Raw genomic sequence first — 15,018 nt, forward strand, 5'->3', positions numbered from 1 at the left:
TGTGGGGTTTGGGGTTGCCCGTGGCCGCCCGCCCGGGCCGGGGGTCCGGCCGTGCCGCGGTCCCGCCGCCGTCCCCCGGGGGGGGGGGGCCGGCGGCCGACCGGTCCTGTTCGCGCCGCGTCCCCCTACTCGCGGCCCACGTCGCGGTGGACGACGTGCACGTCCACCCCCTGTCCGCGCAGCCGGTCGGCGAACTGCTCGGCCATGGCCACGCTCCGGTGCTTGCCGCCGGTACAGCCCACCGCGAGGGTCATGTAGTGCTTGCCCTCGCGCTGGTAACCGGCGATGGTCAGCCTCAGGACCTCGGAGTAGGCCTCCAGCATCTCCTTGGCCCCCTCCTGGGACAGGACATAGTCGCTCACCGGCGCGTCGCGGCCGTTCATGGGCCTGAGCTCCGGCACCCAGTGGGGGTTGGGGAGGAAGCGGCAGTCGAGGACGAGGTCGGAGTCGACCGGGAGCCCGTGCTTGAACCCGAAGGACACCACGTTGGCGCGCGGCCGCGACTCGTCGCTCTCACCGAAGAACCCGATCACCCGCGCCTTGAGCTGGTGCACGTTGAGCTGGGAGGTGTCGATGACCAGGTCGGCCTCGCCGCGGATGGCGCGCAGGGTCTCGCGTTCGCGGTCGATGCCGTCGGTCAGACGGCCGTCGCCCTGGAGCGGGTGGGGCCTGCGCACCCCCTCGAACCGGCGGACCAGGGCGTCGTCCCCCGCCTCCAGGTAGAGCACCCGGGCGACGATGTCGCGCTTGCGCAGCTCCTCCACCGTGGACAGCAGGTCCTCGGTGAACGCCAGCGAGCGCACGTCCACGACCACCGCGACCCTGGGGACCGCGCCGTGTGTGCGTCCCGCCAGTTCGATCATGGTGGGCAGCAGGCCCGGCGGCAGGTTGTCCACCACGAACCAGTCCAGGTCCTCCAGGGCCCTGGCCGCCGTGCTGCGGCCCGCACCGGACATTCCGGTGACGATGACCACCTCGGGCGGTAGTTCCCCGCCCAGTTCGACCGTCATGTGTCTCCTCCCCCGTCAGTGGTGTCCCGTTCTGATGCCCCGTCACCCTCCCCGCCCCGTCCGGCGGGGCCGCCGGACAGGTGCGCGTGCACGGTCTCGGCCAGCTTGGGGCCGATGCCGGGCACGTTCGCGATCTCCTCGACCGAGGCCGAGGCAAGTCTTCTCACCGAGCCGAACTCCTTGATCAGGGCGGATCTGCGCGCCGGCCCCAGCCCGGGGAGTTCGTCCAGGCTGCTGCCGGTGAGCGCCTTGGCGCGCTTCTGGCGGTGGTAGGCGATGGCGAAGCGGTGCGCCTCGTCGCGCAGGCGCTGGAGCAGGTACAGGCCCTCGCCGGTGCGCGGCAGGATCACCGGGTCCTCGTCACCGGGCAGCCACACCTCCTCCAGGCGTTTGGCGAGACCGCACACGGCCACGTCCTCGATGCCGAGCTCGTCCAGGGCGCGGCGCGCCGCCTCGGCCTGGGGCCGCGCGCCGTCCACCACCACCAGGTTAGGCGGGTAGGCGAACTTGCCGGGCGAGGGCTCGTCGTCGGTCCGCTGGCCGCCGTGGTCGCCGGTCTCGCCCATGCGTGCGACCTCGCCGCTCCTGGAACTCTCCTCCAGGTAGCGGCGGAACCGCCGTCTGACGACCTCGTACATGGCGGCGACGTCGTGCTGCTCGCGGTCGCCCTCGCCGCTGCCCCGGATGGAGAAGCGGCGGTACTCGGACTTGCGGGCCAGCCCGTCCTCGAACACCACCATGGAGGCCACCACGTGTTCTCCCTGGAGGTTGGAGATGTCGTAGCACTCGATGCGCAGCGGGGCCTCGGCCAGGTCGAGGGCCTCCTGGATCTCGTTGAGGGCGCGGCTGCGGGTGCTCAGGTCCCCCGCCCGGTGGGTCTTGTGCCGGGCGAGCGCCTCACGGGCGTTCTTCTCGACCGTCTCCATGAGGGACTTCTTGTCGCCCCGCCGGGGCACCCGCAGGTCCACGGCGGAACCGCGGTGCTCCGACAGCCAGGCCGTCAGCGCCTCCGGGTCGGCGGGCTCGTGTGAGACCAGGACCTCCCGCGGGACGGCGGTACCGGTGCCCGTGCTCTCGTCGGTGCCGTCGGTGGCCCCGTAGAGCTGCCCGAGGAACGTCCGCATGAGCTCCGCGGGGTCGGCGTCGGTCACCTTGTCCACCACGTAGCCGCGCTGGCCCCGGATGCGGCCGCCGCGGACGTGGAAGATCTGCGCCGCCGCCTCCAGCGGGTCGTCCGCCATGGCGATGACGTCGCAGTCGGTGGAGTCGGGCAGGACCACGGCCTGCTTCTCCAGGGCGGCGCGCAGTGCCTCGATGTCGTCGCGGATGCGGGCGGCGCGCTCGTACTCCATCTCCCCCGCGGCCTCCTTCATCCGCCCCTCCAGCTCGCGGATGAACCGTCCGGTGTCCCCTGCGAGGAAGGAGCAGAAGTCGTCGGCGAGCTCGCGGTGCTCCTCCGGGGTCGCCCTGCCCACGCAGGGCGCGACGCACTTGCCGATGTAGCCCAGCAGGCAGGGGCGGCCGCTGTTGCGGGCGCCGCGGAACACCCCCGGCGAGCACGTGCGCACCGGGAAGACCCGCAGCAGCAGGTCGACGGTCTCGCGGATGGCCCAGGCGTGGGAGTAGGGACCGAAGTAGCGCACACCCCTGCGCTTGGCGCCGCGCATGACCTGGACCCGGGGGAACTCCTCGTTGAGGGTGACCGCCAGGTACGGGTAGCTCTTGTCGTCGCGGTACTTGACGTTGAACCGGGGGTTGTACTGCCTGATCCAGGAGTACTCGAGCTGGAGCGCCTCGACCTCGGTGCCGACGATCGTCCAGTCGACGTCGGCGGCGGTGGAGACCATCTGCTGGGTGCGCGGGTGCAGCCCGGCGAAGTCCCGGAAGTAGGAGGAGAGCCGGGAACGGAGGTTCTTGGCCTTGCCGACGTAGATGACCTGCCCCGACGCGTCCCTGAACCGGTACACGCCCGGCGAGGTCGGAATGGATCCGGGTGCGGGACGCAGGTGAGGAGTCACAGCCATGACCCCATTCTGGTAGGTCGGGGGGACAGACGGCCACTCGTGACCCGTCCGCCGCCGCCGTGGCGAGGTTCACTCCGGCCCGCGGGGCTCCCGGCGTTCCCGGACAGGGCCGCTTCCGTGCACGGTCCGGCCCCGAGGGTCTGCCCAGCGTCATACAAACGTCACGATTGCGCATCTGCATGGTCTAGGTTGGGCTCGTACAGACGAACTTCCGGACATGAACGACAAGGGGGACCCTCGTGGTGGCCCAATGGATCGCGATCGGCGTGTCCGTCACGCTCGCGCTGCTGCTGGTGTTCGCCGTCAGGTGGGTGCTCAAGCACAAGCTCGCCAAGGCCTGGCGCATCGCGGACTACGTGGTGGCGCGGACCGGCTTCTCCGGCTACGCGGCGGCCGCGGTCGTCGGCGCCAACCTGGCGCTGCCCAGCGTCGGCGACGTGCCCTGGAGCACGTACCAGGCCATCGAGCACGCGATGCGCATCCTCATGATCGGATCGCTGACCGCGCTGGGCATCAGCCTGGCGCACGCGGTCACCGACATGTTCCTGGCGCGCCTGTCGGTCTCCAACGGCGACGCCGACCGCAAGGCCCGGCGCCTCCAGACCCAGGTGCGGCTGCTGCGCCGGGTCATCACCTCGGTCATCGTGGTCCTGGCCATCGCGTCGATCCTCTTCACGTTCGACGCCGTGCGGGCGCTCGGCGCCGGACTCCTGGCCTCCGCCGGCATCATCGGCATCGTCGCCGGTGTCGCCGCCCAGTCGACCCTGAGCAACCTGTTCGCCGGGCTCCAGCTGGCCTTCAGCGACGCGCTGCGCATCGGCGACGTGGTCGTGGTCGAGGGCGAGTGGGGGCGGGTCGAGGAGCTCAGCCTGGTCAACGTCACCATCAAGATCTGGGACGAGCGCCGCCTGGTCGTGCCGGTCGCCAACTTCACCACGACCAGCTTCGAGAACTGGACCAAGCAGGGCACGGCGATCACCGCGAAGGTCATGCTCCCGCTGGACTGGGAGGTCCCGATCGCGGAGCTGCGCGAGGAGGCCGGGCGCCTGATCACGTCCAGCAGGAACTGGGACGGGCGCAGCTGGTCGTGCCAGGTCGTGGACGTCACCGAGACCGGTGAGGTGATGGTGCGCGTGGTGGCGACCGCCGCCGACACGGGCGCCCAGTGGGACATCGCCTGTGAGATCCGCGAGCACCTGATCGGGTGGCTGGTCGCCCACTACCCGGGGTCCCTGCCGCGCAGCCGCACCGAGTTCGTCTCCGGCGACGACGACACCTCGTACGCCACGCAGTTCCCCACCTCGGCGTTCCGCCGCCGCGAGCCGAACGGCGTCACCGGTCCTCCCGGAGGCGACCCAGGCGAGTCCTGAGCCGACGCGGACGGCGCCCGGAGCGATGTGCTCCGGGCGCCGTCGTGTGCGTGGGCCGTCCCGCCGGAGGCGCTCCCCCGGGTCCCGGTCAGTCCAGGATGATGTCCCCGCCGTCGATGGTGACGGTGAACCCCTCCAGCGGTTCCTGCGCCGGGCCGGTGACCACCTCGCCGGTGGAGATGTCGAACTCGCTGCCGTGGCACAGGCACCGGATGACGTCGTCGACCTCCTGGACCGTGCAGCCCCCGTGCGTGCACGAGGCGCTGAACGCCCGGTAGTCGTCCTTCTCGGGCTGGGTCACCACCAGTTTGCTGTTGTGGAAGACCGCGCCCGCCCCCTCGGGGACGTCACTGGTCTGACCCACCACGTGACCGCGGCGGACGTCCTGCGGCCGGGGCGGTTCGCCGCCGCAGGCGCTCACGGCCGTGACGGCCGCCGCCGCTCCCGCCGTTCCGAGCAGGCCCCGCCTGCTCACCCCGCACCCGCACGTCCTCTTACCGGCCACGACCGAACGCTCCCTCACCTGCGCGGAAAATATGCACTACACAATGTAGTAGGCGTGTGGGAGTGCCTGGCTCCGGGGCCCCGGCCGGGAGGCCCCGGGGCCGTGGCTACAGGGGCGGGCGGTGCGCCTGCGGCTCGGCGACGTCGAGCACCACGGTGCCCGCGATCTTGTCGTGCATGCCCTGGCGGTTGGGTCTGTTCCAGGCGGCCATACCGCCGGTGAGCACGGCCATGACGATGACCAGCAGCCACCAGAACCAGCCGAAGGTGAAGATCAGCAGGTACAGGAACAGGAAGGGCAGCGCCAGCAGGGAGGATCGCACCACCAGTGCGGCCAGGCGCACGGACCCCAGGCTGCCGGTGCCGGCGACCGGCGCCACCTTCAGTCCGAGCCTGCGCTTGCCCAGTGTCTGGTGCCAGCGGGAGAGGGCGAAGGTCTCGTACCCGGTGTAGAGCACGAACCAGATCACCGACAGGAAGATCGGGTAGCGGTCCTGGATGCCCTGCGTCGACCCGTCGGAGACCTCCTGGACGCCGACCCAGGCCAGGGTCACGAAGAGGGCCAGGAGCAGGGCCGGCAGGGCGACCAGGACGAGGTCGAAGAGCCTGGCCGTGACCCGGGTCCGCCAGCCCGCCAGCGGGTACAGCCGCTCCGGACCGGCCGGGGGCTCCGGGTACGCGCCCCCGTGCACGGTGGCCGCCGCCGGGTCGTCGGGGGCGCCCCGGTGGGCGTACCCGTGCGCCTCCTGGCGGGGCGGCGGTGGATAGCCCTCCGGCTGCGGTCCCCCGGTGTGGTCGGGGTGTGGAGGGGGAGCGTTCATGGCGGTGGCCGACCTCCTGGCCGTCGGGGGCTGCGCGGGGCGGGGCGCCGCACGGGGAGACGCGCGGACATGCCCGACCCTACCCACTCGGCGACACCTGTCGCTCACGAGCCGACCCGCTGTGGCCGGGGTGCTTCTGTTCGTGTCCGGCGGCAACGTTCGTCGATGCGTGTGGGCGCCTGTCAGAGGATCTTCGACCGCCTCCTCGACGAACACGGAGCCGCCGACCTGCCCCAGGGGATCGTGCGCCGCTGCGTCGCCGAGCGGCGCCTGGACCTCGCCCAACCCGGGCCCCGCCCCCAGCCGAACCGGAGCCGGGAACGCGATCGTGACGCCGGCAGGGGGATCCGAACGGGCGCATCGGGCGTCCTATCCGGTGGTCGGCGTGAATCGGTCACCAGAAGCGGTGCCTCCACCGACGGCCCGGAAGGAGCGGATACCCCATGATGATCCCGCGGAGTCTTGCGGTGATAGGTACGAACGCACTGCTGGTGCTGGCGTCCTCGGCCTCGTGCGAGGTGACTTCGAGCAGCGGGGCCAGGTCCGCCAGCACCTCCTGCGAGAGCCGGGACTGCGCGGTCACCGTCAGCGGGGCCCAAGGCGACGGCGACCTGTGGGAGCAGGGGAACACGACGATCGGGTACCGCATCCGCCTGGCCGACGACCAGGAGGCCGACGTCCGGGTGACCGTGCAGGAGGGGGCGCACCGGGAGTCGGACGAGGCCACTCTCGTGCCCGGGGACTCCACCCAGGTGGGCGGCTACAGCGTCACCTATGTCGAGCACACCGGCGACGCCGCCAGTTTCGACTTCACCTGGCAGGACTGAGCCCGCACCCCCATGGCTCCCGCGGGGCAGGCGCCGCGGGCCGGTACCGTCTCGCCCTGCCGGGGCCGCCGCGCCCGCCGTGTGGGCGTACACGGATGAGCAGACGGGGTTGCTGCTTCTGGTCGACGCAACCACCGGGCCCCGGCGGACGCGAAGGGCCCGTCCCCCACCGGGTTCACGGTGGAGGACGGGCCCGTTCGGCGATCGGACGCTAGAGCATCTTGGCGAGGAACCGCCCGGTGTAGGACTCGGCGACCGCCGCGACCTCCTCCGGGGTGCCCTCCGCGATCACGGTGCCGCCGCCCGCGCCGCCCTCGGGTCCCATGTCGATGACGTGGTCGGCGGTCTTGATGACGTCGAGGTTGTGCTCGATGACGATCACCGTGTTACCGGTGTCGGCCAGCCTGTTGAGCACGCCCAGGAGCTTGCGGATGTCCTCGAAGTGCAGGCCGGTGGTCGGCTCGTCCAGCACGTACACCGTCCGACCGGTGGAGCGGCGCTGGAGCTCGGCCGCGAGCTTGACGCGCTGGGCCTCACCGCCCGACAGGGTGGTGGCGGGCTGCCCGAGCCGGACGTATCCCAGGCCGACGTCGTCCAGGGTCTGGAGGTGGCGTCGGATGGCGTTGATCGGCTCGAAGAACTCCAGGGCCTCGGAGATGGGCATGTTGAGCACCTCCGAGATGCTCTTGCCCTTGTAGTGCACCTGGAGGGTCTCCCGGTTGTACCGGGCGCCGTGGCAGATCTCGCAGGGCACGTAGACGTCGGGCAGGAACTGCATCTCGATCTTGAGCGTGCCGTCGCCGGCACAGGCCTCGCAGCGGCCGCCCTTGACGTTGAAGGAGAACCGGCCGGGCTGGTAGCCGCGCGTCTTGGCGTCGGTGGTCTGCGCGAACAGCTTGCGGATGTGGTCGAAGACCCCGGAGTACGTGGCCGGGTTGGAGCGCGGGGTGCGCCCGATCGGGCTCTGGTCGACGTGCACGACCTTGTCGACCTTGTTCACGCCGTTGACCCGCAGGTGTCGGCCGGGCACGTCGCGCGCCCCGTTGAGCTCCTTGGCCAGCGCCTTGTACAGGATCTCGTTGACCAGGGTGGACTTGCCCGAACCGGACACGCCGGTGACGGCGGTGAACACTCCCAGCGGGAAGGCGACGTCGATGCCGTGGAGGTTGTTCTCCCTGGCGCCCTTGACCACCAGTTCGTGCCCCTTGGTGAGGGGGCGCCGCCCCTCCGGGAGCGCGATGGCGCGCCGACCGGACAGGTACTCGCCGGTCAGCGACGTGTCGGAGGTGAGGAGTTCGTCCACGATCCCGGACACCACGACGTGGCCGCCGTGCTCGCCCGCCCCGGGGCCGATGTCCACCACCCAGTCGGCGGCGCGGATGGTGTCCTCGTCGTGCTCGACCACGATGAGCGTGTTGCCGATGTCGCGCAGCCGCTGCAGGGTCTCCAGCAGGCGGGCGTTGTCGCGCTGGTGCAGGCCGATGGACGGCTCGTCGAGCACGTACAGCACGCCCACCAGGCCGGAACCGATCTGTGTGGCCAGCCTGATCCGCTGGGCCTCGCCGCCCGAGAGCGACCCGGACGACCGGGCCAGGCTCAGGTAGTCCAGGCCGACGTCGAGCAGGAAGCCGAGCCGGGCGTTGATCTCCTTGAGCACCTGGGCGGCGATGACCATGTCGCGGTCGGAGAGCTTGAGCCCGGCGAGGAAGGCCGCGCTGTCGGTGAGCGACATCTGGGCGACGTCGGCGATGGACCGGCCGCCGACGGTCACGGCCAGCACGACCGGCTTGAGACGGGTCCCCTCACAGGTGGGGCAGGGCACCGTTCTCATGTACCCCTCCAGACGCTCGCGACCGTAGTCGCTCTCGGTCTCGGAGTGGCGGCGCTTCACCCAGGGGATGACGCCCTCGAACTCGGTGTAGTAGGAGCGGTTGCGCCCGTACCGGTTGCGGTAGGTGACGTGGACCTGGGTGTCGTGCCCCTCCATCAGCGCCTTGCGCGCACGGCGCGGCAGCTTCTCCCAGGACGTGTCCAGGTCGAACCCGACGGCCTCGCCGACCGCGGTCAGGATGCGTTCCCAGTAACCGCTGTTGGGACCGCCGGACCAGGGGCCGATGGCGCCCTCGGCGAGCGTCTTCTCCGGGTCGGGGACCAGCAGTTCGGGGTCGACCTCCATACGGGTGCCCAGGCCCGAGCAGTCGGGGCAGGCGCCGTAGGGGGCGTTGAAGGAGAAGGAGCGGGGTTCGAGCTGCTCGAAGGACAGGTCGTCGTAGGGGCAGTACAGGTGCTCGGAGAACACCTTCTCGCGCTCGGCGTCGTCGGCGTCCAGGTCCACGAAGTCCAGGACGATGGTGCCGCCCGCGAGCTTGAGCGCGGTCTCTACCGAGTCGTTGAGGCGCCCGCGCGCCCCCTCCTTGACGGCGAGCCGGTCCACGACCACGGCGATGTCGTGCTTGTCGTAACGGCCCAGCTTGGGCGCCTCGTCGAGGCGTACGGCCTCGCCGTCAACGACCGCGCGGGTGTAGCCCTTGGACTGGAGGTCCTTGAAGAGTTCGGTGTACTCGCCCTTGCGCCCGCGCACGACCGGGGCGAGCACCTGGAAGCGGGTGCCCTCGGTCATCTCCAGGACGCGGTCCACGATCTGCTGCGGCGTCTGCCGCGCGATCTCGCGGTGGCACTCCGGACAGTGCGGGACCCCGACGCGCGCCCACAGCAGGCGCAGGTAGTCGTACACCTCGGTGATGGTGCCGACCGTGGAGCGCGGGTTGCGGCTGGTGGACTTCTGGTCGATGGACACGGCCGGGGAGAGGCCCTCGATGAAGTCCACGTCCGGTTTGTCCATCTGGCCGAGGAACTGGCGCGCATACGCGGAGAGGGACTCGACGTAGCGGCGCTGCCCCTCGGCGAAGATCGTGTCGAAGGCCAGCGACGACTTCCCCGACCCGGACAGGCCGGTGAACACGATCATGGAGTCACGCGGCAGGTCCAGCGAGACGTCCTTGAGGTTGTGCTCTCGGGCTCCCCGGACTACCAGTTGTTCGACCATCGAGTGAGACATCCTTCGGCATAGGCGCACAGGGTGCGGTCCGCGTCGGACGACGGCGGCTGACCCGTGTGTGGCTTCGCGGCGTGGCGGTCGAACGACCCCAGGCGACCGCCTCGGCCTCGGAATCGGGCCGGTGAGGGGATGCGGGGAGGGCGTAGGCCTCCCCGTCCGTCAAGACTAACGATCGCCGGCGACGGTTTCTTCCACAACGGAGAAGTGGTGGCGCCCCGACGCTCCGGCGTCAGGACACCACCACTATAGACGAACAGTTGTTCGAGAAAGGTCGTTTCGCGCGAGGTCCGCGAGCCGGGCGGAGACCGCCCGCCCGATATCAGGACCTGTCGGCCGGGACGTCCTTTTCGCCCTCGACGGCAGCGTTGTTGCGCTCGTCGATCCTGGACTTGACCAGGCTTCCGACGATGGTGATCGTCATGATGCCGAGGATCACGGTCAGCGAGGCGCCGATGCCGATGTCCACGATGTGGATGCCGTTCTCGTGCAGCGCGTGGAAGATCATCTTCACACCGATGAACAGCATGATCGCCGACAGGCCCCAGCTGATGTAGGCCAGGCGGTCCATCAGTCCGGCCAGCAGGAAGTACAGCTGGCGCAGGCCCAGCAGCGCGAAGGCGTTGGCGGTGAAGACGATGTAGGCGTCCTGGGTCAGGCCGAAGATCGCCGGGATGGAGTCGACGGCGAAGACCAGGTCGATGACGCCGATGGCGAGGATCACCAGGAGCATCGGGGTGACGTGCCGCCTGCCGTCGAGCTTCACGGTCAGCTTGGCGCCGTGGTAGCCGTCACTGACCGGCCAGAAGCGCTTGACCAGGCGGACCACCGGGGTCTGCGTGAAGTCCTTCTCCTCCTCGTCGCCCTTCATGTGATCCCGGATGATCTTGTAACCGGTGTAGATCAGGAAGGCGCCGAAGAGGTAGAAGACCTCGCTCCAGGCGTTGATGACCTGGGCGCCGAGGACGATGAAGATGCCGCGCATGACGAGCGCGATCACGATGCCGACGAGCAGGACCTCGTGCTGGTACTTCTTCGGTACGGCGAAGGAGCCCATGAGGAGGTAGAACACGAAGAGGTTGTCGATGCTCAGGCTCTTCTCGGTGACGAAGCCCGCGAAGTACTCCGCGCCGGCCCCACCGCCGCCGAAGTACCAGACCCCGAAACCGAAGAGGATGGCGATACCGATGTAGAAGGCCGCCCACCAGGCAGCCTGCTTGATCCCGAACTCCTGGGGACCCTTCTTCTTACTCCACGGGTGGTCGACGATGGCCAGGTCGATCACCAGGATGGCGATCATGCCACCGATCGTCGCGGCCCACACCCACAAGGGAACATTCACGGACGGATTCTCCTCCGGTCAGTGCGCGCGAGCTGAGTGCACGCACGGCGAATTACCGGAGGTCTCTCCCGCTCACGTCCGGAGGACGTGAACCGACGGCACCGGGAGAACGACTCTGTACTCCGTGATGACGACACCGCCGCGACAGGGATACTCCCCTCACGTGAAACCAAGGGTACCGTTCGTGCGCACGCAGTGACGCACGAAAGCCCTGAGATCAGCATGGCATCTCCGGTGTCTTTGAGGAAGACACCGGGACGGTGGCATTCCCCGCTCCGCCGGGACACATCATCCGGTCCTCCGGGACACCGGCGGCCCCTCCGGCGACGGGCCCGGCCCCCGGAGGCGGCGGCGCTCCCGGCGCCCGTCCGCGTTCAGCGGCGCAGCACCGACTTGTACACGGAGGCGGCGGCCTCCACGGCGTCCTCCTCGCTCGGCAGGTCCCGGGCGGCCTCCTGCGAACGGGCCCGCAGGTCGTCCGCCAGCACGGGGTCGTCCAGGACGCGTCCCACCGCCGCCGCGAACGCCGCCGTGTCCCCCGGCGGCACCATCAGCACCGTCCCCGAGTACAGGTCGGGGATGCCCCCCACCCGGGTGGAGACCACGGGAAGTCCCGCCCGCAACGCCTCCATGATCACCAGCGACGGCCCCTCCCACTGGCTGGTCAGGCAGAACACGTCCGCCGCCGCGAGCAGATCCGCCACGTCCGACCGGTGGCCCAGCATGCGCACGTCGGCGCCCATCTCGGCCGCCGTGTCGTGCAGGCGGCCCCACAGGGGGCCGTCCCCGGCGATCGCGATCACCGGCTCCGGACTGCGGTCGGCGATGGCGGGCGCCGCCTCCAACAGCATGTGCAGCCCCTTCTGCTCCGCCAGCCGTCCGATGGTCAGCAGGAGGGGCCGTTCGGGGAGGACGGCCAGGTCGGCACGGGTGGCCTCACGGCCGTTCAACGGCGTTCCGGTCTCCGGCGCGGCCACCACGGCCAGGCGCGCCTCCCTCGCGCCGAGGGCGCGCATCCGCTGCACCAGGTCCCCGGACACGCCCAGCACCGCGTCCGCGCGGCGGGCCACGATCCTCTCCAGGACCGGGTAGGCCAGGGCCAGGGCTCCCCCGACCGGCGGCGGCGCGTTGTGCGCGGTCACCACCAGCGGGTCGGCGCCCGCCAGGGCGCACAGCGCACCCGCGCGCATCCCGTGCGCGTGGACCACGTCCGCGTTTCTCGTCAGTGCGCGCAGCAGCAGCACCGAACCGGGGTCCCCCAGCGAGGGCGCCCGGCCGATGGGCACCGGGGAGAAGCGCAGTCCCGCCGAGGTGAAACCGAACTCGCGCTCGGCCGCGGCCGGTCCGAGCACCGCCACCCGGTACCCGCGGGCGCGCAGACCCGCGCCCAGTGAGCGGACGTGGCGGCCCACCCCTCCTGTACTGGTACCGACGACCAGCGCGATCCTGCCGTTCACCGTTTCCCCTTCCTCCGTTCGAGTACGGTCCTGACCCGGTCGGCGACGGCCCGCACGGCGGTGCGGTCCGCCAGCGCCGCGACCGCGGTGTAGACGGCCAGCCCCGTGGCGCCCGCCGCCGCGGAGGCCCCCACCGCCTGCCACACGCCGTCGGCGGCCAGGAGCCCGGCGACCGAGCGCCCCGCCATCCAGCCGGCGGCACCGCCGAGGGCCGCCGCGAGCACCGAGCGCGCCACGCCGGACAGGGCGTCGCGCCCGTGGGCGCGTGCCACCCCTGCGCACAGCAGGGCGGCGGCCAGGGTCAGGCCGACCGTGCTGGCCGCGCCCAGTCCGGCGATCGACCACCCGGAGGGCAGGGCCGACACCAGGACCACCGCGCACACCATCACCACGAGCCAGCCCACCACCTGGCCGGTGGCGGCCGACCTCCCGTGGTGGGAGGCGTACAGGGTCCGGCTGAACAGGGCCACCAGGCCGAATCCGACCACACCGGGAGCGTAGGCGAGCAGGGCGCGCTCCAGGGTCTGCGGGTCCTGCTGGGCGAAGACCCCGGCCACCGGGGCGGCGGCCGCCGCCAGCGCGGTGCCGACCCCTGCGGTGACCACGACACAGGCGCGGGCACTGCCCGAGGCGAGCGCGGCGAAACCCTCCGTGTCGTGTTCGGCGTGCGCGACCGCGAGGGCGGTGAAGGCGCTGGTCGCGATGGGGACGGCGATCACCCCGTAGGGCAGCGTGAACAGGGCCCACGCGTAGGTGTACAGCACGGCCGCCCCCGCGCCCCCTCCCCAGTTGGCCAGGGCCACCGACAGCAGGAGGCACACCTGCATGGCCACCAGGGGCAGCAGGGAGGCCACCGCCAGGGACCGCACACGCTCACCCACCCCCGCGGGGAAGGTCAGGCGCGGCCGGGGCCGCACCCTCAGCCGCCGGGCGGGGCCGAGCACGGTGAGGAACAGGGCGGCGGCCCCCGCGGTGGTCCCCAGGGACAGGGTGAGCTCGGCCGCCGGGGGCAGGCCCGCGACGTCCTGGCGGTGGTCTCCGCCGAGCGGGACGAAGGCCAGGCAGGCGACGATCACCACCAGGCTGGACAGCAGCGGCGCCAGGGCGGGAGCGAGGAACCTGCGGTGGGACTGCAGGACGCCGTACAGGACCGAGGCCAGGCCGTAGAAGACGATCTGGGGAGCGAAGACCACGAGCATCCGGGAGGACAGGGCGAGCAGGGACCGCCCGTCGCAGCCGGCGCCCGAGCCGAGCATCAGCGCCATCACCGGGGGCGCGGCGAGGGCGAGCAGAGCGGACAAGGGGACCGACAGGAGCAGGACCCAGGTGATGAGCGCGGACGCGGTCCGGCGCACCTGCTCGTGGTCGCCGCGGGCGGCGGCCGCCGCCATGACCGGGACGACCACGGCGGTGAGCGCCCCGCCGATGACGATCTCGAACAGGACCGCGGGAAGCTGGTTCGCGGTGACGTAGGCCGTGCCCAGACAGGTGTCGCCGACCGTCTGCGAGAAGACCACGGTGCGGCCGAACCCCGCCAGGCGCGCGCCCACGGTGACCACCGCGATGAGTGCCGCCGCCGCACCGACACCGCGCGTCACGCCGTGGACGGCGCGGGACACCACGGGCCCCTCACGCGCACCTGCCCCACCGGTCGAGGCGGCGCAGGGCGGGAACCCGGTCGATGACCCCGGAGAAGCTGGTGACCTCGCTGGCCAGGGTGAGCGCGGCCACCGCGCCGAACAGCGCGAGGCGTACGGGGCGCGGCGCCTGGGCGACGGCCGCCGCGCCCAGGGCGGCGCCCAGGGCGTTGGCCCCCGCGTCCCCGAGCATGGAGCGTTCCGCGAGGTCGTCGGGGAGCAGCGCGGAGCAGGCGCCCACCACCGGGCCGAACAGGGGGGCCGCGGGCGAGGCCAGGGCGGGCGCCGAGACGAGCAGGGCGAACTTGGCCGCACGCCCGGGGCGCAGGTCGAACAGGTTGATCAGGTTGGCGCCGGCCGCGATGAGGGCGCCGTCCACCAGGGTGTCCGCCGGGCCGCGGCGCAGCAGGGACGCGGCCGCGATCCCGGTGGCGCCGATGCCGACCATCTTGACCAGGCCGGTCGTGACCTCTCCGCGCGCGAGTGCGGCCAGGTGCCCGTGCAGTCCCCTGGCCTGCCCGTTGCCGGACAGGTCGTCGTAGGCTCCGAACGCCGCGGCCCCCGCGGCGGCCAGGGCCGAGGCGGCGCGCACGCGCGGAGGCTGGCCGGGGACGAGGAAGCTGGCGGCGCACACCCCCACCGCCAGGGCGGGCCCCTCCTGGAGGGTGACGACCCGTCCACGGAAGTTGCGGCGCCGCCAGGCGGCGGGGGCGTCCGCACCGGGGCCCCCGGCGGAGGTCCCCGCCCGTGGGGCCCCGTGGGCCGCGCCGGCCGTTCCGCGTGTTTCCGGCCCGGCGAGGGCGCGGGCGCGCTCGGGCAGTGTGAGCACGGCGTAGGCGGCGCGGGCGGCGACGGCGCCGACCACGGCGCCGGCCAGACCCTGGGCCAGGGAGCGGACGGGCGACGGCGCGACGGCGGCTCCGCGGCCGGGCCGTCGTGCGGCGGTCAGGGGCAGGGCGTGGGAGAGCACC

General features: G+C 71.8%; 11 protein-coding genes. 2 read left to right on the forward strand and 9 right to left on the reverse strand.

Annotation, left to right across the window (positions count from 1 at the left end; all coding sequences use genetic code 11):
* Window positions 1-125: 125 nt before the first annotated feature.
* On the reverse strand, window positions 126-1,010 hold the full coding sequence (rapZ, locus tag Q8791_RS30025) for an RNase adapter RapZ (protein WP_330095223.1): 885 nt from the start codon (window positions 1,008-1,010) through the stop codon (window positions 126-128).
* Complete coding sequence (uvrC, locus tag Q8791_RS30030) at window positions 1,007-3,034, reverse strand: excinuclease ABC subunit UvrC (protein ID WP_330095224.1); 2,028 nt, start codon at window positions 3,032-3,034, stop codon at window positions 1,007-1,009. Before uvrC ends, rapZ begins: the two co-directional genes overlap by 4 nt.
* A 239-nt stretch (window positions 3,035-3,273) precedes the next feature.
* Between uvrC and Q8791_RS30035 the strand changes: the two genes are divergently transcribed.
* A complete protein-coding gene (locus Q8791_RS30035; RefSeq protein WP_407942083.1) occupies window positions 3,274-4,404 on the forward strand; it encodes a mechanosensitive ion channel family protein in 1,131 nt (376 codons plus the stop codon).
* Window positions 4,405-4,492: 88 nt separating this feature from the next.
* Here the strand turns inward: Q8791_RS30035 and Q8791_RS30040 are convergent, their stop codons facing one another.
* Complete coding sequence (locus Q8791_RS30040) at window positions 4,493-4,879, reverse strand: Rieske (2Fe-2S) protein (protein WP_330095246.1); 387 nt, start codon at window positions 4,877-4,879, stop codon at window positions 4,493-4,495.
* 136 nt (window positions 4,880-5,015) lie between these two features.
* On the reverse strand, window positions 5,016-5,729 hold the full coding sequence (locus Q8791_RS30045) for an RDD family protein (RefSeq protein ID WP_330095225.1): 714 nt from the start codon (window positions 5,727-5,729) through the stop codon (window positions 5,016-5,018).
* Window positions 5,730-6,196: 467 nt separating this feature from the next.
* Here Q8791_RS30045 and Q8791_RS30050 point away from each other — a divergent pair, with 467 nt between their 5' ends.
* Window positions 6,197-6,556 carry a hypothetical protein gene (locus Q8791_RS30050; protein ID WP_330095226.1) on the forward strand — a complete coding sequence of 120 codons (360 nt, stop codon included), beginning with the start codon at window positions 6,197-6,199 and terminating at the stop codon, window positions 6,554-6,556.
* A 211-nt stretch (window positions 6,557-6,767) separates the two neighbouring features.
* On the opposite strand, the gene uvrA is transcribed toward Q8791_RS30050, so the two are convergent.
* The 5 genes from uvrA to Q8791_RS30075 all read right to left on the reverse strand — a co-directional run bounded on the left by uvrA (window position 6,768) and on the right by Q8791_RS30075 (window position 15,017).
* The gene (gene uvrA / locus Q8791_RS30055; RefSeq protein ID WP_330095227.1) at window positions 6,768-9,602 is read right to left on the reverse strand and encodes an excinuclease ABC subunit UvrA; all 2,835 of its coding nucleotides are present in this window, start codon (window positions 9,600-9,602) and stop codon (window positions 6,768-6,770) included.
* 331 nt (window positions 9,603-9,933) lie between these two features.
* The gene (locus Q8791_RS30060) at window positions 9,934-10,953 is read right to left on the reverse strand and encodes a TerC family protein (RefSeq protein WP_330095228.1); all 1,020 of its coding nucleotides are present in this window, start codon (window positions 10,951-10,953) and stop codon (window positions 9,934-9,936) included.
* 374 nt (window positions 10,954-11,327) lie between these two features.
* Entirely contained in the window at window positions 11,328-12,410 is a 1,083-nt protein-coding gene (locus Q8791_RS30065; RefSeq protein WP_330095229.1) for a glycosyltransferase family 4 protein, read from the reverse strand.
* Window positions 12,407-14,029: a murein biosynthesis integral membrane protein MurJ gene (gene murJ, locus Q8791_RS30070; RefSeq protein ID WP_330095230.1), complete on the reverse strand. Its 1,623-nt coding sequence runs from the start codon at window positions 14,027-14,029 to the stop codon at window positions 12,407-12,409. Before murJ ends, Q8791_RS30065 begins: the two co-directional genes overlap by 4 nt.
* A 10-nt stretch (window positions 14,030-14,039) precedes the next feature.
* On the reverse strand, window positions 14,040-15,017 hold the full coding sequence (locus Q8791_RS30075) for a hypothetical protein (RefSeq protein ID WP_407942084.1): 978 nt from the start codon (window positions 15,015-15,017) through the stop codon (window positions 14,040-14,042).
* Window position 15,018: the final 1 nt, after the last annotated feature.

The sequence above is a fragment of the Nocardiopsis codii genome (genome assembly GCF_036327455.1).
In the GTDB taxonomy this organism is placed as follows: domain Bacteria; phylum Actinomycetota; class Actinomycetes; order Streptosporangiales; family Streptosporangiaceae; genus Nocardiopsis; species Nocardiopsis codii.